The sequence below is a fragment of the Borborobacter xinjiangensis genome (genome assembly GCF_047739745.1).
In the GTDB taxonomy this organism is placed as follows: Bacteria; Pseudomonadota; Alphaproteobacteria; order Rhizobiales; family Rhizobiaceae; genus Pseudaminobacter.
Genome location: NZ_JBLLVA010000017.1, coordinates 19,663 through 41,861, shown reverse-complemented (window position 1 = coordinate 41,861; position 22,199 = coordinate 19,663). Strand labels below are relative to the sequence as shown.

Below are 22,199 nucleotides of genomic sequence, written 5' to 3'. Positions count from 1 at the left end.
ACGTCCTGCGTGGCTTCGGAAGGATTTATTAACACACTTGAACAGCTATTCAAGTGTTAGTAGGAAAATTATGCCCCACACGCGCAATCAATCGTCCGCATGGTCCTCGGCGATATGCGTGGCCATATCCTGCAGGACCTGGCTGACATGCTCATCGGCGATCGCATAGAAGATATGCTTGCCCTGCCGCTCGCCCTTGACGAGCCGGGCCCCGCGCAGCAGGCGCAGATGGTGACTGACGAGCGTCAGGGACAGTTCCAGCTTTTCTGCAATGTCGCCGACCGAAATCGGCCCCGGCAGACAGCTGAGCAGGATCTTCAGCCGCGAGGGATCGCCAAGCAGCCGGAAGGTTTCCGCAAGGATCGTGACCTCGTTTTGCGACAGCGAGGAATGGTCCAGGTGGCTATGCGGCGCAGTGTCACCGCCTTTGATCGGTTCCTCCCGCGTGTCGTCCTTGGGTTTCGTCTTCCGGCTCGTCATTCGCCTGTTCTACCTTTGCTCGGGACGAAAGCTGCCTGTGAGGGCGTGGCCCCGTCCACATTGTTTGTCGGGCGTTCTCCGCAGAAGGAGTGCCCCGCCAGAGCGCGTCGCGGATCGACAGCCCCGTGTCTGTCCGGGTCGAAAACTTCCCGCGTTGCGCGGATTTCTACGCCGAACACCACAAAATCTCTCCTGTGGGTACAGAATCGGGCTTGACCTTACAAGCGCTGGAACCCGCAACCTGCTGAAAATCGCACCTCGACAGCTCTCGTTTGATGGCTCGTCGACGTGCCCACACGCCAAAATCCGCGAAAGGCAGACAGGATGACCGGGAAAAGCACGCCACCGATACTGATCTACACGACCCCCACCTGCCCGGACTGCCATGCGCTCAAGCGTTGGCTCGACCAGCAGAACCTCACCTATGAAGAGCGCGACCTCACCAATCGCGATATCGCCGAGGAAGCCAAAGCGCGCACCGGCGTCCGGGTGGCCCCGATCACCATCGTCGGCGAGGAGGTCTTCTACGGAACATTTCCCAGCCAGAAACCCGGCCTCATCAAGGCTCTCGGATTGGCCGAGGCCAGGTAAGTACCCGACATGACGCCAAAACTCGTTGATATCCGGCAGGCGCGAACCAGTCTGAAGGTCGAGCATGGGCACACCATCCTCGATGCGGCACTTGCCGCTGGCATCCCCTATCCGCATGGCTGCAGATCCGGCCGTTGCGGATCCTGCAAGTCGCGCCTGATCGAGGGTGAGGTTGAGCTCCTTCAGCATTCTCGCTTCGCGCTCACCGAAGACGAAAAGGCTGACGGCCTGATCCTCGCCTGTCGTGCGGTGCCGCAGACGGATGCGGCCGTCGCCTGGCTGGGCAGCGATGACGATGACGCCGTCGAAACGCCACGGCAGATTCAGACGGTTGTCACCGGCCTCGAGGATCTGACGCACGATATCAAGCTTGTGCGGCTTGCGTCTTCGGACGGTGAGCCCTTGCTGTTCTCCGCAGGACAATATGCGCAGGTCGGGTTCGATGGCATGCCGTCGCGCAGCTATTCGATGGCCAACCGGCATGGCGACGACAGCCTGGAATTCCATGTTCGCCGTGTCCCGGGCGGCGTCGCGTCCCAGCATGTCCATGACGCGCTGAAAATCGGCGATAGAGCCCGGCTCGAGTTTCCCCTCGGATCATCCTATCTGCGCCAGCATCATTCCGGCCCGATCCTGTGCGTTGCCGGCGGCTCAGGTCTGGCGCCGATCAAATCGATCGTCGAAACCGCCCTTGCGCACGGCATGAAGCAGCCGATCCACGTCTATTTCGGAGCCCGCACCGAGCGCGATCTCTATCTGGTCGATCACTTCAGGAGTCTGGCCGGCCGACACCCGACGCTTTCCTTCACCCCTGTCCTGTCGGAGGCGGCCACGCAAGGCTATCGGCGCGGTTTTGTCACCCAGGCAATAGTCGAGGATCTCGCCGACTTCGATGGATGGAAGGCCTACGTCGCCGGGCCGCCCGCCATGGTCGACGCCACAATGGAAGCAGTCTTCGCCCGCGGCCTGCAGAGCGACGATATGCATGCGGACGTGTTTTTCACGCCCGACACCTCAACCTGAACGACGGAGATCGAGAGCCTTGAACTGCAACAGCGCATGCTCACCCGAACTAACTATTGATGAGCTTCTCGCTGATCCGATCGTTCGTACTCTCATGCTGGCTGATGCGGTGGATGAGGCCGAGTTGCTGGATCTGCTCGACCGTGTGGGTCGCCACCTGCACGAGCCCGAACCAGAAAATCCAGACCGGGTCACTTGAGGAAATGGCCCGGCAGTTCGCAGTTGAACGTGCCTTGCGCGAAAATTGGCAGCGACTGTTTTCCTACGCGCTTCGGCTATGCGGCGACCGCGAAGACGCCGCCGACTTGCTGCAGGCCTGTGCGGTCAGAGCGCTGGCGGCATCGCCACCTGAAGAGGATGGCAGATTGCGACCCTGGCTTTTCGCAATACTGCGTAATGTCTGGATCGATGACCACCGCCACCAGAGAGTGTCTCAAAATGCGAAAGATGCGGTGCCCGAAACCTTCCTATGGTGTAGCGATCAGCCTCTTATTGCGGCTATCACCGTCCGGCAGGCATTGGAGCGCCTGGAGCCCAAGCATCGCGAAATCATCGAGCTCGTGGACTTGGCAGGCTTTCGCTACATCGAGACGGCAGAAATCCTCTCCGTGCCGGTTGGTACGGTAATGAGCCGCCTGAGCCGCGCAAGACTGAGCCTTCTGGAGGCCATAGAGGGCGGAAACTATCGCCCGCCCGCAGCCTTGGCAAAAAACAATGATCGATAGCATTGTGAGGAAAGAACGCACTGTTCCCTGGGAAAGCCTCAACGCCTATGTGGACGGCGAATTGGCTTCGGAAGACGCCGCCGCGCTCGTTGCGCGCCTCACCGTAGAAGATGCGGACTTGCCAGGCGACGAGATCGCTGCATTGTCCGAAGCGCGAAGAGTCGCGCCTGCCTGCGGTCGCTGAATAATCCGTCACGAGATGGAATAAATCCGGCCTGTTATCCGTCGTCTCTTTCAAGGGATAATGTGTTTTTTGGGAGGAATGACATGCTCAACAGGAATTCGACGCGGGAAAACGCTGACGAAGGCGCGGAAGTTCACCGGGCGGACCACTCGTTCTCGTCCGGTGCCTCCAGGCGACTGGTGCTCGGCGGGAGCCTTGCTGCCCTGGGTGTCGCGTTCGGCGCGCTGCCTCGTCTGGCTGTCGTCACGCCTGCGGCCGCTCAAGGTACATCTGCCAGTGGCGCCTCGACCGGACCTCAGCCCTTCGACTTCCCGGGGAAGGACAAGGGGCTCATTCTGCTCGGTGACCGGCCGCTTGTTGCCGAGACTCCGGAAAGCCTGCTCGACGATGACACCACACCAATCTCGAAGTTCTTCATCCGGAACAACGGCCAGCTCCCGGATGAGGTGGATGACATGGAGGCTTGGCAGCTCAGGGTCGATGGAGAGGTCGACACACCCCTGATCCTCACCCTCGCCGAACTGAAATCGAAATTTACCCAGCACACCTTCCGAATGGTCCTGGAATGTGGCGGCAATGGCCGTTCCTTCTTTCAACCTGCAGCGCGTGGCAACCAGTGGAAGAACGGCGGTGCTGGCTGTGCCGAATGGACCGGTGTCAGGATGGCCGACGTGCTGCAGGCATGCGGGCTGAAGTCTTCGGCCAAGTTCACCGGTCACTTTGGGGCCGATCCCCATCTCTCCGGTGACACCGAACGCGCCGCCATCTCAAGGGGCATGCCGATCGAAAAGGCGCTTGAACCCCACAGCCTGATCGTATGGGCCATGAATGGCGAACCGCTGCCGCATATTCACGGTGGGCCTTTGCGTCTGCTGGTGCCAGGCTGGCCTGCTTCGCTGTCCTCGAAATGGCTCAACCGCATCCTGGTGCGCGCAACGCCGCATGATGGCCAGGGAATGGGTGGAACCTCCTACCGAATCCCGACGGTTCCACTCATCCCAGGGTCTAACGTTGATGGGAAAACCAACTTCGCAGATATGACCTCGATGCCCGTGCGGTCAATCATTACGGCGCCAGCGAATGGGACGCGCCTCCCGGTCTCCGCGCGTCAGGTCAGTATACGCGGAGCAGCCTGGGCCGGTGACCATGAAGTTACGAAAGTCGAGGTCTCGATTGACGCCGGTGAACGCTGGCATTCGATGGCGCTGGCAAAACCGCGGAACCGCTACGACTGGGTCCGCTGGACCGGGGACATCAAGCTGCCGAGCGAGGGCTATTTCGAGATCTGGGCGCGAGCGACGGACTCCAGAGGCGTCGCTCAACCGCATGTCGCGACGAACTGGAATCCGCAGGGCTATGGCTCCAACCCGCTGCATCGCATCGCGATCCTGGCGGGCTGACCATGCTGAAGTTCAGAGCACTTCGGATAGCCACGACTGCGGCCGTCCTCCTCTCCGCGACCACAGCCTTCAGTCAGGATGATTCACCCGAATCAATGCCGGATTTCCCGGGCCGTGACGAGACGTTCGGATACTGCGTGGGATGCCACTCAATCAAGGTAGTTGCCCGGCAAGGTATGGATCGGAACCGCTGGGATGAGACGCTGACCTGGATGACCCAGAAACACAACATGTTCGAGCCGGACGCGGATACGCGCAAGGTCCTGCTCGATTACCTCGCTCAGGCCTATCCGCCGAAGGATCCCGCGCCGGGCGGCGGCTGGGTCAGCCCGTTCACCCCAAGTCCCTGAGCGGATAAGCCGGACATGTAGTGGTTGCTGCGATGGTCGTTACAGCAACCACTACGGCAACTTGCACTCGGGACGCTGCCGCCGGGGCGGATGACCAAGATCAGTGTCGAGCGAATACCTGCCGACCCGTATCGGCGAACAGGATCACGTCATAGGAATCCGACCGGCCTGGCACTTCCATGCCCGGAGAACCTATCGGCATACCAGCAACCGCCAGGCCAGCCGCGGCAGGCCGCTCCTGTAACAGCCGTCGGATATCTGCTGCGGGAACGTGTCCTTCAATGACAAAGCCGTCGATCGTCGCGCTATGGCACGACTGCAAGTCGACAGGTACTCCAAGTTGCGCTTTGACGACGTCGAGATCCTCGCGAATTGTCTCGCGAACCATGAAACCGGCATTGCGGACATGATCGATCCAGACGGCGCAGCAGCTGCAACTGGCCGATCGCGCGACCTCCATTTCAGGCAGGGGCGCTTGAGCACGCGCCCCGGATATCGCCAGTGTGGTGGCAACTCCAACAGCCGCAAGGGCCATCAAATGTCGGCGGGAAAGGGTCATTTTGTTTTCCTCTGATTTGCGGAGCAGGAAGCCCGTATGGTTATCATGCGTATGCCCTTGCGATCAGCAGCCGTCGGCTCGCCAATACCGAAAGCGCAAGCATACAGAGCTGCGCCGCTTGCGCGGCGCAGCTCTTTTACGATCAGGCGGAAACGCTGAACTCGGTCATCATGCCGGTCTGGAGATGCGGCATGTGGTGGCAATGCAGCATCCAGCGCGCTGCCTCGCCGGCATCGAGGGCAACCGTGACCATGCCCATCGGGGGGACATAGACGGTATCGCGGCGCGCACCGCTGATCCGCCTTCCATTGATGTCGACGACCTGGAAGACATGGCCGTGCAGGTGCATTGGGTGTCCCATCATCGACATGTTGTGGAACATGATCTCGACCCGTTCGCCACTCCTGGCGACGACGGGTTTGTGATCGCCCCAGACCTTGCCGTCGATCGTCCAGACATAGGGCTGCATCGAGCCGCCCAGCATGACCATGTGGCTGCGCTGCGTCGCTCGCTCCGCAAGATTGTCCGCGCCGCGCAGCTTCAGCTCCTGCGACAGGTCGATATCGAAGGCCGGCGCATTCGTTTCTGCAAGCGCCTCAAGCTTTGGGATCGTCGCACCGGGTGTCGCAAGGACCAACCCCGTGCGCTCCCTGGCCCCCTCGCGCAGTGCCAGCACCGGCCATGCGCCCTCTCCGGAAACGTCCAGCTCCAGATCGAGACGCTGGCCCATGGCGATCCCGAACCGGGTGCCTTCGATGGATTCCACTGCATGACCATCGACCGCAACCAGGCGGGCGGACAATGCGCCGGTATCGATCCAGAACACGGTGGCCGAGGCTCCGTTGATCACCCGCAGCTTGACCCGGCCGTTCTTCTCCACCCGGATCACGTCCGGATCGGTCAAGGTACGGTCATTGGTCAGGTAAGCGTCCCAGTCATAGTCGTTCAGGTCCATGGCCATGCCCTGCATCGACGACATGTCCATCTGCATCGGCGAGCCACCCATCTGCATGCCCGAGTGGTCCATCGCGGCTCCGGGCGCGGAACCACCCATATTGTGCATGTCATGACCGCCGCCATGGCCACCCGTAATTTCTGCCATGACCTCTTCGGGCGCCTTGAACGAGAAGTCGTGAAGGAACATCACCACCTCCTGGCGGTCAGCCCTCACGTCTTCGGCGCTGCGCACGATCAGCGGCGCAGCCAGAAGGTTCATTTCCTGCAACGGGATATGCGCATGCATCCAGTAGGTGCCTTCGAGCGGCTCATAATCGTAGGAGCGCGTTTCGCCCGGTTGCAGCATCGGACGCGGCAGGTCCGGGACGCCATCCTGTTCGTTGGGCGGGATCTGACCATGCCAGTGGATGAGCGTCGGTGCATCCAGCCTGTTGGTCAGATCGACGCGGAAGCGCTCACCCGGGTTGAGGATCAGGCCCTGGCCGTTCGGCCCCGCGAGGCCCAGAACAGTAGCGGCCCGCCCGTCAACGTCCAGAACGCGTGTTGCAGCGCTGAGCGACAAAGCGCTTTGGGCAAACGCCGGGCGCGGTAGAGCTGCTGCGGACAAGGTGGCAGCGCTGGCGGCAAGAAAGCCGCGTCGTGAAATATGTGTCATTTCGGTCTCCTGGGAGGACTTCGCTCCCGCTGAAATTCAGGTCGGCAGGCGCAAGCGCCGCCACTGGTTTTCGGAAAGACCGGCGTTGGGAGGGCGCTCGTTGCGGCTGGGGACCACACCATCCGGGTTGGATTTATGTGAGATCGTCCAGTTCGCTTTCGATGGGAAGATCGTATCGGGCATCTGCTCAGTTGCGAGCCAGATCATCATGCCGGCGCAGATAAACTGGCAAAGACTGGGGTTTTCCTGACAGACCGTTACAGCATGGCATGAGGTTGATGGCTTGTCGGCGCTGGAATGCTGCGAACCATGTTCTGCGGCCGTTGCCTGCGGTGTCGCGGCCATGCCGGCGCTGTGCGCCGGCGCCGCGATGCCAACCATGACAACCGAGACGATCATCAGCAATGCGATGAAGAACCGTTGCATCGCTTCAAACCTCTTCGCCAGCCAACTACAGTTGTTCACGACTCCACGCCGACAATAACGCCCGCAACCGCCATCTCACACCATCAGATGATGAAAAGACGGCGGTCGCCGGACGGCCGTCATTATTTGCCGCGGGCCGCAAGCCACTTCTGCATCATGGCGATCTCGCCTTCCTGCGCCGTGATCACATCTTGTGCGAGTTTGCGGACCTCGGGATCCTTGCCATATTCGAGAACGATCTTGGCCATATCGATCGCGCCCTGATGGTGGGGGATCATGCCGCGCATGAAGTCGATATCGGCATCGCCGGTGAACTCCACCGTCATATCCGCATGCATGCGATTATTCGCCTCGATATAGGCTTTGGTCGAAGGATTGTCGGATGTGGGCATCGACGCCCCCGACATCGAATGGCCCGGCATGTCGTGACCTTGCATGGTGTTCTCCGTGTTCATCTGCGACTGTGCGATGGCAAGCCCCACGCTGATAGCGAGGGCGCCTGCGATAAAGATCGGGGTGAGCTTGTTCATTGTGCTGGCTCCAGCTCAGTTCGTGGTGGCCGGATATCCGGCCTCTTCGAGAACCTGCTGAAGCACCGCCTGACTTGCGGCCGTCTCGACCTTGACGGTGCGGGCGGCAGGATTGGTCTCGATCCGTGCGTTCGGATCTACCGATTGGATCGCCTTGGTGACCGACTTGGCGCAGCCGCCACAGGTCATGCCTTCAATTCTGAGTTCCATGAGAAATCTCCTTGCTTCGGTCTCATGACACTCAAGGTGGGGTTTCCAACGGTGGGAAGGTCAAGACCCCAACAAAAGGAAAATTCACTCTTGACCTTCCTATGGTTGGAAGGACCATATCTGTGTCCGAACTCGAATCCTGAACCAAAAAGGAGGCGGCTATGAATGCCCCTGTTCGAGCTGCGGACATAACCAACGCAGCCATTTCCCTGCCCATCGAGGGCATGACCTGCGCATCCTGCGTCGGCCGCGTCGAAAGGGCTCTCAAGGCCGTTCCCGGCGTCTCGAACGCTGTCGTCAATCTTGCCACCGAAAAGGCAAGCATCACGACCAGCGCCACGGTCGACCGCGCAACACTCGTCAAGGCCGTCGAGGACGTCGGCTATAGCGTTCCGGCAAGTTTTGCTGCGCCCGCACCCGCTTCACTCGAAGTGGCAATCGAGGGAATGACCTGCGCCTCGTGCGTCGGCCGTGTCGAAAAGGCGCTGAAGGCTGTACCCGGCGTCACCAATGCCGTCGTCAACCTCGCCACCGAGAAGGCGACCATTCAGGGAGCCGCAGATGCGGCTGCCGTGATCGCTGCCATCGAGAATGCGGGCTACGACGCCAAACTCGTCTCCGCCGCCAGTGCGGCAAGCGGACAGGCAGAAGCGGATGAGCGCGCGGAAAAGAAGGATGCCGAGCGCCGTGAGTTGACCCGCGACTTCACCATCGCAGCGGTGCTGACGGCTCCCGTCTTCATCCTGGAGATGGGCTCGCACCTCATTCCCGGCGCCCATCAACTGATCGCATCCACCATCGGCATGCAGAACAGCTGGTATCTCCAGTTCGTGCTGACGACGCTGGTGCTGTTCGTGCCCGGCATCCGATTCTACGACAAGGGCCTGCCGGCGCTGTGGCGTCTTGCACCCGACATGAACTCGCTGGTCGCGGTCGGCTCGCTTGCCGCCTACGGCTATTCTCTGGTCGCAACCTTCGCACCGGGCTTCCTGCCGGCGGGGACCGTCAACGTCTATTTCGAAGCGGCAGCCGTCATCGTCACGCTGATCCTGCTCGGCCGCCTGCTCGAGGCCCGCGCCAAGGGCAGGACTTCGGAGGCGATCAAGCGTCTGGTCGGCCTGCAGGCCAAGACCGCACGCGTGCGTCGCGATGGAAGGACCGTCGACATGCCGATCGACTCTGTGCAGTCGGGCGATATTGTCGAGGTCCGTCCTGGTGAGCGGGTTCCGGTCGATGGAGAAGTGGTCGAAGGCGAAAGCTATGTCGACGAGTCGATGATCACCGGCGAACCGATCCCGGTCTCCAAGACCAATGGCAGCGAAGTCGTTGCGGGTACGGTCAACCAGAAGGGCGCCTTCGCAATCCGTGCGACCGCGGTCGGCGGCAACACGGTGTTGTCGCAGATCATCCGCATGGTCGAAGAAGCGCAAGGCTCCAAGCTGCCGATCCAGGCGATCGTGGACAAGGTGACGATGTGGTTCGTGCCGGCCGTCTTCGCCGTCGCCGCCTTGACCTTCGCCGCCTGGTTCTGGTTCGGACCTTCGCCCGCGCTGACCTTCGCTCTCGTCAATGCAGTCGCTGTCCTGATCATCGCCTGCCCGTGCGCGATGGGTCTGGCAACCCCGACCTCGATCATGGTCGGAACCGGCCGCGGGGCGGAACTGGGTGTTCTCTTCCGCAAGGGTGAAGCGCTGCAGTTGCTGAAGGACGCCAGGGTCGTTGCCGTCGACAAGACTGGTACGCTGACCGAAGGCAAGCCGGCCCTGACCGATCTCGAACTGGCGGCCGGTTTCGATCGGACGCCTGTCCTGGGTCTCGTTGCCGCCGTCGAAGCCAAATCGGAACACCCGATCGCCCGTGCGATCGTCGATGCGGCCGAGGCGGAAGGCATTGCATTGCCCGCCGTGTCGGACTTCGAATCCGTTACCGGCTTCGGCGTCAAGGCAAGTGTCGACGGCCACCGCATCGAGATCGGCGCCGACCGCTACATGGTCGAACTCGGCCACGACGTCGCCGGCTTCGCAAGCACCGCCGAACGCCTCGGGAACGAGGGCAAGTCGCCTCTCTATGCTGCGATCGACGGCAAGCTGGCGGCGATCATCGCGGTCGCCGACCCGATCAAGGAGACGACGCCTGATGCGATCAGGGCGCTGCATGATCTTGGGCTCAAGGTCGCGATGATCACCGGCGACAACAAGCGCACGGCACAGGCAATCGCCGCGCGGCTGGGGATCGATGAGGTGGTGGCGGAAGTGTTGCCGGACGGCAAGGTCGATGCGGTTCGCCGTCTGAAGGCCGAGCATGGCAAGGTTGCCTTCGTGGGCGACGGCATCAATGACGCCCCGGCTCTGGCCGAGGCGGATGTCGGCCTCGCAATCGGCACGGGCACCGACATCGCCATCGAAGCGGCCGACGTCGTGCTGATGTCGGGAAGCCTGAAGGGTGTGCCGAACGCCATCGCGCTTTCGAAGGCGACGATCGGCAACATCCGGCAGAACCTGTTCTGGGCCTTCGCCTACAACACGGCGCTGATCCCGGTTGCCGCAGGTCTGCTCTACCCGGCTTACGGCATCCTGCTCTCGCCGGTTTTCGCCGCCGGCGCGATGGCGCTCTCCAGCGTCTTCGTGCTCGGCAACGCTCTGCGGCTCAAGACCTTCAAGGCCGCAAACTGACAAAGCCAGACAGCCGATCCTATATAAAGGGTCGGCTGTCGCCATTTCGGGAGAAACACAATGAACATCGGACAGGCTGCCAAGGCTTCAGGCGTTTCCGCCAAGATGATCCGCTACTATGAACAGACCGGCCTCATTCCGGCCGCCGACCGGACAGCATCCGGCTATCGTGACTACTCCGACACGGACGTCCATATGCTGCGCTTCATCCGGCGCTCGCGGGATCTTGGATTTTCCGTGGCAGAGATCGGCGACCTTCTCGGCCTGTGGCGTGATGAGACACGTCAGAGCGCAGAGGTCAAACGGTTGGCCCAGGGGCATATCGACGAACTGGAAAGGAAGATCGCCGATCTCCAGGACATGTCCCACACGCTACAGATGCTGGTGAACGCCTGCCATGGCGATCACCGCCCGCACTGCCCGATCCTGCAACGCCTTGAAACCGACCTCGATGGCGAGGATCACTCGATCAAGCCGCGCACGGGCGCTATCGCCGGGGTCGTGCAGTAGAGCAAGGATGCCAAATCCCGTTCTGGTGAAATTTCTCTCAGCCGACTGGCGATAGCGAGCGCCATGAAGACGCTCGCTCCCGTGTCATGCGATCAGGTGACAGCGGCGGGAAAATTCGGTCAGCCCTGCGATACCGGGGCGGCCTTCGCAACGTTCTTGAGGGATTCCGCCATGGTGAAGTAGGGTGACCAAAGCGTTGCCAGCTGCGTGACCGTAAAGCCCGCGGACAAAACATATGTCGCAGCGGCAATCACCTCGCCTGCGGCCTCGCCCACCATGTGCACCCCGAGAATTTTGTCCGTCTCCCGATTGGAGACAAGCTTGATCAGACCGCTGGCATGGCGTGCGACGATCGCGCGAAGCACGAAGGATACAGGGAATTCCCGAACCTCGTAGGGTATCTTTGCTGCTTGCGCCTGAGCCGGTGTCATCCCAACGGCCGCGACCTCAGGAGAGGTGAAGGTAACACGCGGCAGCGTCGTATAGTCAAGCGCCCGCAGATCGCCGGTCAGAGCATTGTGGGCAGCAGTCGTTCCCTGCTCGCTGGCAACATAGACGAGTTGCGCAAGCCCCGTGACGTCGCCTGCGGCCCAGATCCGGGGGTTCGCCGTGCGAAGATACTCGTCAACAGGCACTTCGCCACGCGGACCGGTCTGAACGCCGACCATTTCGAGCTCGAGATCTCCCGTCACGGGCCGGCGCCCGGTCGCCATCAGGAGCTTCTCCGCTGAAAGCTGATAGGTGTCGTCACCAATCGCGATCGTTGCGCGAACCCCGCCATCCTGAGCTTCGACCCTCGTCAGGTTGGCGCCCGTACGGAATTCGATCCCTTCTTCCGACAAGGCCAGCATTAGGGCGGTCGAGATGGCCGGATCTTCGAAGGGTGCAATCCGAGGCGCTACTTCCACGACAGTGACCTTGGCCCCCAGCCGGGAGAACAGTTGAGCCTGTTCGAGGCCGATCGCATTTCCGCCGATGACCAGCAGCGACGCAGGCACACGATCAAGGGCCATCGCTGACGACGAGGTCAGGACCTCGACGTCGCCGAGCCCTGCAATATCCGGGATGAACGGAGCTGCGCCGGTTGCGATGAGGACCTGTCCGGCGCGAACTCGTACCGCCTCTTCATCGGGTTTGCTGACAGTCAGCTCCACAAAGTCGGCGCTCTCGGACGCGGCAAAGGACGCCGTGCCGCGCAGCACGTCGATACCAGCCTCAATCGGTCCCTTGACATGGAATGCTTCCCGAAACCCACCGATCATTCGATCCTTGTCGTCGACGAGAAGCCCAAGATTAGCGCCACTTGCGGAAGTCTCGATACCTGCGAACCTGCTATGCTGCGCAGAAAAACGAGCCGCCGCGGCTGCGATCAGGAACTTTGAAGGAACGCAGCCAACGTTGAGGCACGTCCCGCCGGCGGCTCCATGCTCGATCATCGCCACGGTCTTGCCGAGCCTGCGCGCCTCGTTCGCGGCGGCTCTTGCTGCCGATCCGGAACCGATGGTGACCAGATCATAGGTGGTCGAGTCATTTCGAGCGGGGTTGTTTTGATCTGTCTGCATGGGGTGCGCCTCTTTCTGTTAGGGGGAGACCAATCGGTCTACTTCACTCCTAGTAGACAAATCGGTCTCCATATGTCAATACGGCATCCGAAACAAACGAGGCCGCCGCCAATGGACAAGCGAGAACAACTGGTCACCGCAGCCTTCGAGCTCTTCTATCGGCACGGCGTGCATGCGGTCGGCATCAATCGTGTGCTTGCTGAATCCGGAGTGGCGAAGAAAACGCTCTACAACCACTTCCCCGGCAAAGACGATCTGGTCGCGGCCACCGTCGATTATTGCGACCGACGATACTTCTCGTGGCTCAATGCGCGCATAGAGGGAGCGGCAGACGGGGAAGCAACGCTGAACGCGATATTCGACGCCCTGGATGATCTTTTCAAAGGGCGCGACCCGTCGGTTCAGGCCTTCTACGGATGTTATTTCATCAATGTCAGTGCCGAGTTCAGCAGCCCGGACCACCCGGTGCACCAGCTTTGCGCACGAAACAAAACAGCGATGCTTGATTTGATCAGGCTTCACGTTGGCAAGATGTTCGGCTCCGACCCTGCTGTCCTCGAAGTTGCAGACACGATCGCGATGCTGATCGAAGGCGCGATCGTCCGTGCCCATGTCGCCTCGGATCTCGACGCCGCTTCTAAGGCCAGGGCCGCCGCGCAACGCCTGATCTCCACGCAGCATCACTAAAGTGACACGCTGTTGCCGGTCCATCGAGCGGCACAGGCATAGGCCGATTGCTCAAATGACAGAGAGGTCTACGCTGTAAGCTTGGTCAGACCTTGCTCGATTGCAGCCCCCAGTTCATCTTCGCTCCGGCCACCTGTCAACATGATGTCCTTGCCGAAAACGAAATGGGGGACGGTCCCCACGCCAGCCTCACGAGACGCCTGGGCTTCTCTTTCGGTCAAGGCCAGTTCGGCGAGATCGGTCGCAAACGCGTGGGCCTCATCATGTTCAAAGCCGTACCTGGACGCGATATCGGCAAGCACGGCCGGGTCGGAGATGTTTTGGAGGTCGATATAGTAGGCCTGCGACAGCGCGACCGCCAGAGCGTGCTGGGTCCCCCGATCCCGCGCCAGCCGGATGAGCGTATGTGCCGGCTGGGTACGATAGGCGAATGGCAACTTGGCGAGGTCGACCTCGAGGCCGGACAGTCGGGCTTCCGCCTGCGGCCGATGCCAGGCCTGAGCGGGATCCGTAATACCGTGCCGCAGGCGCAGCATATCGGCGACCCGCACGCCCTCGGGCGGGCAGTCCGGAACCAGCAACACCGGGTGATGCACGATGTCAACACAGGCGTCGGCAAAACGCTCCGCCAGCATCTTGTCCAGACGATACTGGCCGATCAGGCACCAGGGGCACGAAACATCGGTGTAAAGGTCGATGGTCAGGTCAGTCATGGTCAACTCCCTTGTCGAACAAATCTGGATCCGGTCGGACCGCTATGGCACCAGCTCGCGCGACGACATTTTGCCCCGCACCAATCCTTGCCGCGACCGCAGGCATGGTCAGGATCGGGATGTCACCACAGACTTGCGCGTTCTTCCCCAGATCACGAATGCGGACAGCGCAAGCAGAGCCAGGTTCAAAGGCAGCGATAGGGCCAGTTCACCCAGGGAAGCGTGGACACCTATCGCCAGAACCTGGATCACGGCGAAACCGAGTGCGGCAAGCGGCGTCAGCCAAGGCAGGATGCGCGTGGCGGCGGGCAGGATCATCCCGATCGCGCCCGCCAGTTCGACAAAGCCGATGAAGCGCACCAGCAGGGCTGGAGAATGGGTCACCCAGTTCAGTGACGTCCCCAGTGTTTCTATCGGCATGAACAGCTTCATCACGCCTGCCGAACCGAAGACCAGCGCCAGCACAAGCTGGGCCGCCCACAATCCGATATTCCACCAGTCGATTTTGCGCACAGCGCGCTGTTGAATGGCCATGGGACGCTCCTCTCCCGCTTAGCAATAGTGACCCCGATCATCCCTGCGACAGGGCTACTCGCAGGACCTCCTGGAGACTGCGAGGCTTGCGCCCGCCCAGCTTCTCGACATCGCCCGTCACCACGTCGAAGCTGCCCTCGGCGAATTTCGTCTCGATCTCGATCATCGCATTGACGAGCGGCTCCGGTACGGACGCGCTCGTCATGCCTGCCCTCAGTTGCTCTTCGTCCAGGATCACGAAGCTCATTGGCTTGCCGGTCACCTCGGCTATCACCGCCGCGCGCGCCGAACCGGAGAGAGCGACAGGGCCTGTGGCGTTGTAGATCGCACCTGGCTTACCCTTGCCCAACAGAATGCCCGCTGCTGCCGCACCGACATCATCGCGTGAGACGAAGGCAACATTTCCTTCTCCGACGCCGGTCAGCACGCCCGAACCAAGAGACATGGGAACGAATTGGGCGAACGACTCTGCATAGAAGTTCATGCGCAGAATGGTCCATTGGCGCGCGACTCTCATCAGGTGCTGCTCGGCATCCCAATAGGCCGCGAACATCGAGGGCTCGACCGCCTCGCGGGTGCCGGCCGTTGAGACCACGACGATATGCCCGACACCCTCTTCGACGGCCGCGTCAATGGCCGCCTTGAACTGTCGGCCTCGCACACCGGGGCGCATGTCGGCGCTTGGAATGAGAAGCAGCCTGTCCAGGCCACGATAGGCGTCCTTCAGCGTCTCCGGTTGGTCATAGTCACCATGGCGGCCTTCTATCCCGGCAGCGCCCGATTGCGGCGTACGCGAGATCGCGACGACGTCGTGTCCGCTTCCCAGCCTGACCAGTTCGGCCACAACCACTTTGCCAAGTTGCCCGCTTGCACCACTGACGCCAATCTTCATGCAATATCCAATCTATCGCTACGAACATATAGTGCGTGCAAATATGCGCGCGCCGCGATAGAAGGACAAGAACGCACTTTTTTCTTCGATACGATCATTCCTGATCGTATCGCCTGTTCGGAGGCGCAGATTGTCTGGAGACGAGAAGACAAGTGTGATCGTGAAGGATCATCGTGATCCCGAAGACTGTCGCGCCGTCGTGGAAGTTCTCGACCGGGTTGGCGACAAATGGACGGTCATGGTCGTGGGGGTTCTTGGCTCAGGCCCCCTGCGCTTCAACGCCATTCAGCGTGCAATTCCCGGCCTGTCGCATCGCATGCTGACGATCACGCTGCGGGCACTGGAGCGCGACGGCCTGGTCGATCGCCACGCCTACCCCACCAGCCCGCCAAAGGTGGAGTACGAACTGACCACGTTCGGGCATTCGTTGATAGGTCCGCTGAGCGTGCTCGCCGACTGGGCAATGGGCAATCGGGAAACGATCGTCGCGGCGAGAGCGCGCTTTGACAAAAACAGGTGAGCTATCGGGGCGGGTGCAACACCCTGTTCGCCTGCCCGTCTAAGGCGCGGCTTGTTGGCGACTTGCCTGAGACAAGTCGCCTTGTGCATCGATTTCAGTCCGCCGAAGATCCATCCTGCTCTTCATCGAGCAGCACCGCATTGGCGCCCGTTGCCGACAGCCGGACCGTTCCGTCTTCGACGATCGTGACCAGGCCTCCTGGCACATAATGCGTGTGCCCTGCATGCTGGCCGGCCTCAACGGCCTCGAGCGCTATACGGTCGCCTGTAATGGCGGCGACCTTTCCGACCGGGGCGCCATCGGCGCCAATCACGGTCATACCAACCCTGACGTCTGCTAGTGTGGACATTGTCACCTCCTTTGCTGAAACTCTGATTGTATTGCTGTCGCGCGGAAGTCCGTCGCCAAGGCTGACCCGGCAGGAATGGCCCGAATTGTTCGTGCACCGCGCGCGCCACCTTAGCTATTCCCATTGATCATAGGCAACTGCACGCCAAGAGTGCCAGCGAGCAACAGGAAGTTCAGCCCAAGCACAAGTATGGCGCCGGCAACGGCCAGGAAGCGTATGATTGGACCAGTCGCATACGCGCCCATCAGGTCGCGCCGGGACGTGAAGGCCACCAGCGCAAGCATCGGCACGGGCAAGGCGATCGACAGAACCACCTGGCTCATGACGAGCGCTTGCGTTGGATTGACACCCATCGCCACCACAGCGAAGGCAGGAGCCATGGTCACGAAACGCCTCAGCCATACCGGAACCCGGAAATGCAGGAACCCCTGCATGATCATCTGCCCTGCCATCGTGCCGACGACCGAACTGGAAATGCCAGAGGTGATCAGAGAAACCAGAAATACCGAAGCGGCTGCCGCCCCAAGAATCGGCGTCAGCATGTGATACGCCGTTTCGATCTCTGCTACGTTGCTATTGCCCTGGTGGAAGGCGCTCGCCGCCATGATGACCATTGCCATATTGACCATGCCGGCTATGGCGAGCGCGATGACCACCTCGATATTCGAATAGCGCAGGACTTTCCGACGCTCGGCCTCATTGCGGACCTTGACGCGAGATTGCGTCAGGCTCGAATGCAGGTAAATCGCGTGCGGCATGACCGTTGCCCCGATAATTCCCACCGCAATAGTCAGTGCTGCGGCGTCGGGCAGTTGTGGCGTCGTCAATCCGGTTAGCGCATCGTCCCAGCTGACGGGGGCGATCACCAGTTCGATCACGTAGCACAGGCTGATAATTGCGACCATGGAGCCAATGACCAGCTCCATCGTGCGAAAGCCCTTCTTTTCAAAGATAAGAATGCCGTAGGTGATGACGGCCGTCACCGCCATCCCCCAGAAGATAGGCAGGTCAAACAGAAGAGCGAGCCCGATCGCTCCCCCGAGAAACTCGGCAAGATCGGTGGCCATCGCCGCAATCTCGCTTACAGCCCACATGATCCATACGACCGGTCTGGGCAGATTGTCCCGGGACACTTCGGCAAGGTTCTTGCCGGTGACGATGCCAAGGCGAGCCGACAGGCTCTGGAACAGCATCGCGATCAGATTTGCCAACAAGACGACCCAAAGCAGCTGATATCCGTAGCCGGCGCCGGCTTGAATGTTGGTCGCGAAGTTGCCGGGATCCACATAGGCGATCGAGGCGATTACGGCAGGCCCGGCGAACAGCAGCTTGCTGAAGACACCCTTGCGTTCGCCGGAAAGCACGGCCGCCATGCCGGCCTGAATGGTATTGGGTTGCATCCGCTTCTTTCGATGGCAATTGGGAGTCTGCAACCCACGTGCGCGCTGCCCTACGATATTTTTCATGTTCGAGTGAGCGCGCAGACGGTCAGCGCTATCGGCCGACAAACAAGGCCGACATCTCTCTGCCTGATCCGGGCATTGCCTCTCTCTCGTCCAGGCTCGCGCCGTTCGTCCGCCCCTGGTGGTCTTCCTCCCGAGCGCGAGCGACATCACGAGACCCGACCGGGCTTACAAACCGATCAGCAGGCACCCGGCACACTGCTGAACATAACACTTGAATATCTGTTCATGTGTTATGTTGTCAACGACTTCTTGAGGATTTTGGGATGGAGGCTAAGTTGAGCATATGCCGCGGGTTCTGAGATTCCCGCGAGAAGAGAGAGGTCCATGTCGCCAATAAAGTCCGGCAACGCAGAGCAATATGGCGACAGCCGGAAGCTTGCGGCCCGCGCTCGACTGAATAGTGAATACACGATTGCCGAAATCGGCTGGTTTCCGTGGGTGGCAAAGCAACTGCCCCTTAACGCTGGCGACAACGTTCTGGATGTTGGATGTGGCCCGGGCTGGTTTTGGGCGAGCGCCGCGAGTGAGTTGCCGGACAACCTGAACCTCACCCTTTCCGATCTGTCGCCGGGCATGGTTCAGGAAGCCGTTGAGCGATGCGGCCCATTGCCGTTTGCATCGATCACAGGCCAGCAGGCCGACGCGACCGCCCTGCCTTTCGAGGACGGTTCCTTTGATGCCGTCATCGCCATGCACATGCTCTATCACCTCCCCGACCCGTCAAAGGGGATTGCGGAAATGCACCGGGTTTTGAAGCCAGGCGGATTTCTTGCGGTGACGACGAACGGGGGCGGGAACATGCGCGAGTTGTATGCGCTGACAACCGTGTTTGGCAGCGCCCCCTTGGACCCGGCCGGCGCTTCCTTCGGTTACGAAGCTGCCGAGCAATTCATGCAGGCGCGGTTCGGCAATATGACCATGACGCAGCACCCGGCCCGTCTGCGAGTAACGGAGCCGGAGGACGTATTCCTTGCCCTCACCTCCTACCCGCCCGGTGACAGGGCCGACGAGGCGCAACTTGCCGCGTTTCGGGATGCGATCTCCGAAGCGTTTCAGGCCGGCAATGGTGTTCTTGAGGTTGGCAAGGAAAGCGGGCTGTTTATCAGCTGGAAGACGGCTTGAGTATCGCATGTTGCTGGCAAACTATCGCAAAACGCGAGACGCATGGCGCCCAGAAAAAGCTTCTCATTGATCGGCGGCGAATGCCGGACAACTCTTCTAGGGGCAACTCCATTTATCAGTTTCCCCATACAGGAGCCACGCGACGTCCGCGGCACACGCCTATCCAACCTATGGTTCCAGACTCCGTTTTTTCCTGGAGAGACCGCAGCCTTGCAAATTACTGCCAAACTGGCTGCTCTATAGAATTACAGGCAATTCCCGGTCAATTCCGGGCGGAGCAGAGATAATGGATTCGACCAGGCTCAGGTGGCCGGAACCGCACCAAGCAGTTCTTCAAAGAGCTTCTTTGCTTTCGGAGGGTGCTTGACTGCTCTTGCTTGATCAATATTGGTTGGTGACCCAACGGAAATTAGCATCACCATACCCATGCCGTAGTGGGGAGCACATTTAACTCCATAGACCCCCTCGCTCTGCAAGGTGATAGCGATTTTCTCATTAAGCTTACCCTTGAAGGGCTCCGCACCTTCAGGCAGCATACCATTGATACTCTCGGCATTGTGAGACTTATCGGCGGGAATGAATGTCACAGTATCGCCAGGCAATGCGCTCACGAAATCCGGCTCGTACACCATCACGCCCTTAACGCCTTTGTTAAGCATCCGAACTTCATGATTCGTTCCGGTGTTCGCGTAAGAAGGTATTACAGATACGGCAGTCAGCGCCGTCGCACCGACAAGTATCTTGCGTCTTGTGAACATGTTGATCTCCTTGTTCGTTCTTAAAGAAAAATTCAATTCCCCGCCAGATTTGGCCAGTTCAGGCCTATTCAATTCCACTCATCCTCAGCATTATTACGGGTGCCGAGTATGTTTAGACGCCGAACCAAGCCGAACTGCACTCCATTGGCGCTCGAGCACATAAGAATGCCAGGGTAGTGGCAGATCTACTCCTCAAGCTTATTAAAAACGTCTGGCCTTGGATCCTGAACAAAACCGTCTCGGTTAGGCATTTTGACAGCTGGCAGGGACTTCGCATCCAATGTCGTGCCGTCCGGAATAATCCCGTTCAAGTTCAGAATATATGCCGTGACGGCATAGACCTCGTCATTGCTAAGCGTTTGGGGCGCATGAAGTGGCATAGACCGACGAATGTAATCAAACAATGTCGCTGAATAGGGCCAGTAGCTTCCGACCGTCTTGATTGGCTGGCTCGTCGTGAGTGAGCCTTTTCCGCCAACGAGCCTGTCACCAATGCCGCCCTGACCCTTGTCGCCATGGCAGGCGGAGCACTGCATTTCGAAAACATCCCGACCGGATGCAACGCTACCGTTTCCAGGTGGCAAGTTCACGCCTTCCCGGTTGATGTCGATGTTCCAGCCTGCGATTTGTTCCGGCGATGGCGTCTGGCCAATTCCCAGAAGAGTTTGTGCTTGAGATGGCGAGCCGAATCCTAGGAGAAAGGTCACCGCAAAAGCGGTTCTAAGATTGAATGAACGCATTGGACACCTCCCCATTCGCAACGATCTTCCACGGTATAATTCCGTTGTTATGGTACAAGGAGTTGATCCCGCGAACGGCAGTCAATTGCTCAAAAGTGGGTTGGACATAGCCGGTTTCATCGGTCGCCCGGCTCATGATCACTGTGGGATCACCATTCCAGCTCCACGGCAGGCGGAAACGAGTAAGCGCTCGCGAGAGAACAGGCTCCTGCAGCCGAGCTGGCTGCCAGGTCTGTCCGCCATCGACGGAAACATCGACAGTCGCAATTTTGCCGCGACCACTCCATGCGAGACCAGTGATTTCATTGAAGCCCTTTTCAATGGTCTGTTTGCCGGAGGGCCGCGTGATAATCGACTTCGCTTCCATGTAGAAAGTGAATTCCCGAGCCGTCCCGTCTGCCATGAGGTCCGTATACTTTGCGGTTTCTTCGCGGGAATAGGCAGGCTCGGCTGTAACGTGAAGTCGACGAACCCACTTCACATTCATGTTGCCTTCGAAGCCAGGCAAGAGCACTCGTAACGGATAACCCTGGGCCGGCCGCAACCGTTCGCCGTTCTGGCTGTAGACGATCATGCCGTCTTCCAGGCACTTTTCAATCGGAATGCTGCGGGTAAGCGCAGCGGCATCCGCTCCTTCCGCTACGATCCATTTCGCTTCCGGTTTTAGTCCTGCCTCCTGCAAAAGGGTTCTAATTGGAACCCCTGTCCACTCGGCGCAGCTTACCAGTCCTGCAAGCTGTGAAGCCGTTTCAGCATATATGCCCTTGTAGCCGGGGCTCTCCTTCTTAAAGCTGGGATTCCCCGAGCATTCGAGAAAATGAACACGGCTCTCGGAAGGAAAGCGCCTGACGTCATCGACAGTCAGCAGCAGCGGATTATTTACCAGCCCATGGATCATGAGGCGATGTTGTGCCGGGTCTATCTCCGGAATGCCTCCATGATGACGCTCAAAGAACAGCCCGTTGGGCGTTATCGTTCCATCAAGCTCCTCGATCGGCGTCCAACTCCAGGCAGATGTGTATTGTTGGAGCCCATCCGGTACGATGCGGGTCACTTCGGCCTCAAATGGCGAAGGTGCCCCATAAAGTTCACTACCAACATCGGCACCGGGCACTTGCATCCATTCCGGAACATTTGGAGGAAGATTGCTGCCGGCTACAGCCTTGTCTTCAGCCACAGCACTGGCAGGAATCGCAGCCCCCGCAACCACACCCCCAAGCATCGCGCCGCTCTGTTTGAGAAAACCCCGGCGCGACTGCATGGCTTCATTTGCTTTATTGCCCATAGGATTCCCCTCGTGACACGGACCAAACGTTCGCGCTAACGGCCATACGAAGTACTTTCTGCTCGCGTGAGCGTGTAGTGGGTCAGCTCAGTCGGCCGACACAGGGTTCACCGCTCTCTGTCTGTTGCCGGCTTTGCTCTTCTCGTCCAAATTCGCTACCTTCTGCGCCCAGTCGTCCGCTCCTGCTCACCGCCTCTTGTCGTCATCCGCACCCGACCGGCCATGGTGGCCTTCTCAAGCAGGAGCGACAGCATCAGACGAACCCCTGCTCACAAACCGATCGCCGATCAGTCAGAAAA

General features: G+C 60.1%; 27 protein-coding genes. 12 read left to right on the top strand and 15 right to left on the bottom strand.

All coding sequences use genetic code 11. From position 1 onward, the window contains the following. Positions 1 to 87: 87 nt before the first annotated feature. Positions 88 to 480, bottom strand: coding sequence for an ArsR/SmtB family transcription factor (locus tag ACLKMW_RS17445; RefSeq protein ID WP_415725761.1), 393 nt, complete (start codon positions 478 to 480; stop codon positions 88 to 90). A 324-nt stretch (positions 481 to 804) separates the two neighbouring features. Between ACLKMW_RS17445 and ACLKMW_RS17440 the strand changes: the two genes are divergently transcribed. The 7 genes from ACLKMW_RS17440 to ACLKMW_RS17410 all read left to right on the top strand — a co-directional run bounded on the left by ACLKMW_RS17440 (position 805) and on the right by ACLKMW_RS17410 (position 4,753). Then, the gene (locus ACLKMW_RS17440) at positions 805 to 1,071 is read left to right on the top strand and encodes a glutaredoxin family protein (RefSeq protein WP_415725760.1); all 267 of its coding nucleotides are present in this window, start codon (positions 805 to 807) and stop codon (positions 1,069 to 1,071) included. Positions 1,072 to 1,080: 9 nt separating this feature from the next. Beyond that, a complete protein-coding gene (locus tag ACLKMW_RS17435) occupies positions 1,081 to 2,094 on the top strand; it encodes a 2Fe-2S iron-sulfur cluster-binding protein (protein ID WP_415725759.1) in 1,014 nt (337 codons plus the stop codon). Between the two features lie 19 nt (positions 2,095 to 2,113). After that, positions 2,114 to 2,293 carry a hypothetical protein gene (locus ACLKMW_RS17430; RefSeq protein ID WP_415725758.1) on the top strand — a complete coding sequence of 60 codons (180 nt, stop codon included), beginning with the start codon at positions 2,114 to 2,116 and terminating at the stop codon, positions 2,291 to 2,293. 4 nt (positions 2,294 to 2,297) lie between these two features. Further along, on the top strand, positions 2,298 to 2,819 hold the full coding sequence (locus ACLKMW_RS17425; RefSeq protein WP_415725757.1) for an RNA polymerase sigma factor: 522 nt from the start codon (positions 2,298 to 2,300) through the stop codon (positions 2,817 to 2,819). Continuing rightward, a complete protein-coding gene (locus ACLKMW_RS17420; RefSeq protein ID WP_415725756.1) occupies positions 2,809 to 3,003 on the top strand; it encodes a hypothetical protein in 195 nt (64 codons plus the stop codon). Before ACLKMW_RS17425 ends, ACLKMW_RS17420 begins: the two co-directional genes overlap by 11 nt. A gap of 83 nt (positions 3,004 to 3,086) precedes the next feature. Beyond that, positions 3,087 to 4,403, top strand: coding sequence for a sulfite oxidase (locus ACLKMW_RS17415; RefSeq protein WP_415725755.1), 1,317 nt, complete (start codon positions 3,087 to 3,089; stop codon positions 4,401 to 4,403). Between the two features lie 2 nt (positions 4,404 to 4,405). After that, positions 4,406 to 4,753, top strand: coding sequence for a hypothetical protein (locus tag ACLKMW_RS17410; RefSeq protein WP_415725754.1), 348 nt, complete (start codon positions 4,406 to 4,408; stop codon positions 4,751 to 4,753). Positions 4,754 to 4,853: 100 nt separating this feature from the next. Here ACLKMW_RS17410 and ACLKMW_RS17405 read toward each other — a convergent pair whose 3' ends face one another. The 5 genes from ACLKMW_RS17405 to ACLKMW_RS17385 all read right to left on the bottom strand — a co-directional run bounded on the left by ACLKMW_RS17405 (position 4,854) and on the right by ACLKMW_RS17385 (position 8,090). Next, entirely contained in the window at positions 4,854 to 5,312 is a 459-nt protein-coding gene (locus tag ACLKMW_RS17405; protein WP_415725753.1) for a DUF411 domain-containing protein, read from the bottom strand. Between the two features lie 142 nt (positions 5,313 to 5,454). Further along, on the bottom strand, positions 5,455 to 6,924 hold the full coding sequence (locus ACLKMW_RS17400; protein ID WP_415725752.1) for a multicopper oxidase family protein: 1,470 nt from the start codon (positions 6,922 to 6,924) through the stop codon (positions 5,455 to 5,457). A gap of 36 nt (positions 6,925 to 6,960) precedes the next feature. After that, a complete protein-coding gene (locus tag ACLKMW_RS17395) occupies positions 6,961 to 7,350 on the bottom strand; it encodes a hypothetical protein (RefSeq protein WP_415725751.1) in 390 nt (129 codons plus the stop codon). A 122-nt stretch (positions 7,351 to 7,472) separates the two neighbouring features. Then, positions 7,473 to 7,880 (bottom strand): CopM family metallochaperone, encoded by a 408-nt coding sequence (copM, locus tag ACLKMW_RS17390; protein ID WP_415725750.1) that lies wholly within the window; start codon positions 7,878 to 7,880, stop codon positions 7,473 to 7,475. A 15-nt stretch (positions 7,881 to 7,895) separates the two neighbouring features. Continuing rightward, the gene (locus ACLKMW_RS17385) at positions 7,896 to 8,090 is read right to left on the bottom strand and encodes a heavy-metal-associated domain-containing protein (protein ID WP_415725749.1); all 195 of its coding nucleotides are present in this window, start codon (positions 8,088 to 8,090) and stop codon (positions 7,896 to 7,898) included. Between the two features lie 161 nt (positions 8,091 to 8,251). On the opposite strand from ACLKMW_RS17385, the gene ACLKMW_RS17380 reads away from it, so the two are divergent. Both ACLKMW_RS17380 and cueR read left to right on the top strand, forming a co-directional pair. After that, entirely contained in the window at positions 8,252 to 10,762 is a 2,511-nt protein-coding gene (locus ACLKMW_RS17380; protein WP_415725748.1) for a heavy metal translocating P-type ATPase, read from the top strand. A gap of 60 nt (positions 10,763 to 10,822) precedes the next feature. Further along, positions 10,823 to 11,272: a Cu(I)-responsive transcriptional regulator gene (gene cueR, locus ACLKMW_RS17375; RefSeq protein WP_415725747.1), complete on the top strand. Its 450-nt coding sequence runs from the start codon at positions 10,823 to 10,825 to the stop codon at positions 11,270 to 11,272. 119 nt (positions 11,273 to 11,391) lie between these two features. On the opposite strand, the gene ACLKMW_RS17370 is transcribed toward cueR, so the two are convergent. Continuing rightward, the gene (locus ACLKMW_RS17370) at positions 11,392 to 12,834 is read right to left on the bottom strand and encodes a dihydrolipoyl dehydrogenase family protein (protein ID WP_415725746.1); all 1,443 of its coding nucleotides are present in this window, start codon (positions 12,832 to 12,834) and stop codon (positions 11,392 to 11,394) included. Between the two features lie 72 nt (positions 12,835 to 12,906). On the opposite strand from ACLKMW_RS17370, the gene ACLKMW_RS17365 reads away from it, so the two are divergent. Further along, a complete protein-coding gene (locus tag ACLKMW_RS17365; RefSeq protein ID WP_415725815.1) occupies positions 12,907 to 13,521 on the top strand; it encodes a TetR/AcrR family transcriptional regulator in 615 nt (204 codons plus the stop codon). A 68-nt stretch (positions 13,522 to 13,589) separates the two neighbouring features. Here ACLKMW_RS17365 and ACLKMW_RS17360 read toward each other — a convergent pair whose 3' ends face one another. The 3 genes from ACLKMW_RS17360 to ACLKMW_RS17350 all read right to left on the bottom strand — a co-directional run bounded on the left by ACLKMW_RS17360 (position 13,590) and on the right by ACLKMW_RS17350 (position 15,660). Further along, the gene (locus tag ACLKMW_RS17360; RefSeq protein ID WP_415725745.1) at positions 13,590 to 14,234 is read right to left on the bottom strand and encodes a DsbA family oxidoreductase; all 645 of its coding nucleotides are present in this window, start codon (positions 14,232 to 14,234) and stop codon (positions 13,590 to 13,592) included. 108 nt (positions 14,235 to 14,342) lie between these two features. After that, positions 14,343 to 14,768: a DoxX family protein gene (locus tag ACLKMW_RS17355; protein ID WP_415725744.1), complete on the bottom strand. Its 426-nt coding sequence runs from the start codon at positions 14,766 to 14,768 to the stop codon at positions 14,343 to 14,345. Positions 14,769 to 14,805: 37 nt separating this feature from the next. Beyond that, a complete protein-coding gene (locus ACLKMW_RS17350; protein WP_415725743.1) occupies positions 14,806 to 15,660 on the bottom strand; it encodes an SDR family oxidoreductase in 855 nt (284 codons plus the stop codon). A 130-nt stretch (positions 15,661 to 15,790) separates the two neighbouring features. On the opposite strand from ACLKMW_RS17350, the gene ACLKMW_RS17345 reads away from it, so the two are divergent. Then, positions 15,791 to 16,180 carry a winged helix-turn-helix transcriptional regulator gene (locus ACLKMW_RS17345; RefSeq protein WP_415725742.1) on the top strand — a complete coding sequence of 130 codons (390 nt, stop codon included), beginning with the start codon at positions 15,791 to 15,793 and terminating at the stop codon, positions 16,178 to 16,180. A 94-nt stretch (positions 16,181 to 16,274) separates the two neighbouring features. Here the strand turns inward: ACLKMW_RS17345 and ACLKMW_RS17340 are convergent, their stop codons facing one another. Further along, on the bottom strand, positions 16,275 to 16,529 hold the full coding sequence (locus ACLKMW_RS17340; RefSeq protein WP_415725741.1) for a DUF2171 domain-containing protein: 255 nt from the start codon (positions 16,527 to 16,529) through the stop codon (positions 16,275 to 16,277). Positions 16,530 to 16,639: 110 nt separating this feature from the next. Then, positions 16,640 to 17,929 carry an Nramp family divalent metal transporter gene (locus ACLKMW_RS17335; RefSeq protein ID WP_415725740.1) on the bottom strand — a complete coding sequence of 430 codons (1,290 nt, stop codon included), beginning with the start codon at positions 17,927 to 17,929 and terminating at the stop codon, positions 16,640 to 16,642. A gap of 390 nt (positions 17,930 to 18,319) precedes the next feature. Between ACLKMW_RS17335 and ACLKMW_RS17330 the strand changes: the two genes are divergently transcribed. Further along, entirely contained in the window at positions 18,320 to 19,117 is a 798-nt protein-coding gene (locus ACLKMW_RS17330) for a class I SAM-dependent methyltransferase (RefSeq protein ID WP_415725739.1), read from the top strand. A 302-nt stretch (positions 19,118 to 19,419) separates the two neighbouring features. Here the strand turns inward: ACLKMW_RS17330 and ACLKMW_RS17325 are convergent, their stop codons facing one another. The 3 genes from ACLKMW_RS17325 to soxC form a co-directional block, all read right to left on the bottom strand. Beyond that, positions 19,420 to 19,875, bottom strand: coding sequence for a pseudoazurin (locus ACLKMW_RS17325; RefSeq protein ID WP_415725814.1), 456 nt, complete (start codon positions 19,873 to 19,875; stop codon positions 19,420 to 19,422). A gap of 185 nt (positions 19,876 to 20,060) precedes the next feature. Continuing rightward, positions 20,061 to 20,615, bottom strand: coding sequence for a c-type cytochrome (locus ACLKMW_RS17320; RefSeq protein ID WP_415725738.1), 555 nt, complete (start codon positions 20,613 to 20,615; stop codon positions 20,061 to 20,063). Continuing rightward, a complete protein-coding gene (gene soxC, locus ACLKMW_RS17315) occupies positions 20,596 to 21,900 on the bottom strand; it encodes a sulfite dehydrogenase (RefSeq protein WP_415725737.1) in 1,305 nt (434 codons plus the stop codon). The genes ACLKMW_RS17320 and soxC overlap by 20 nt, the downstream gene beginning before the upstream one ends. Positions 21,901 to 22,199 lie beyond the last annotated feature (299 nt).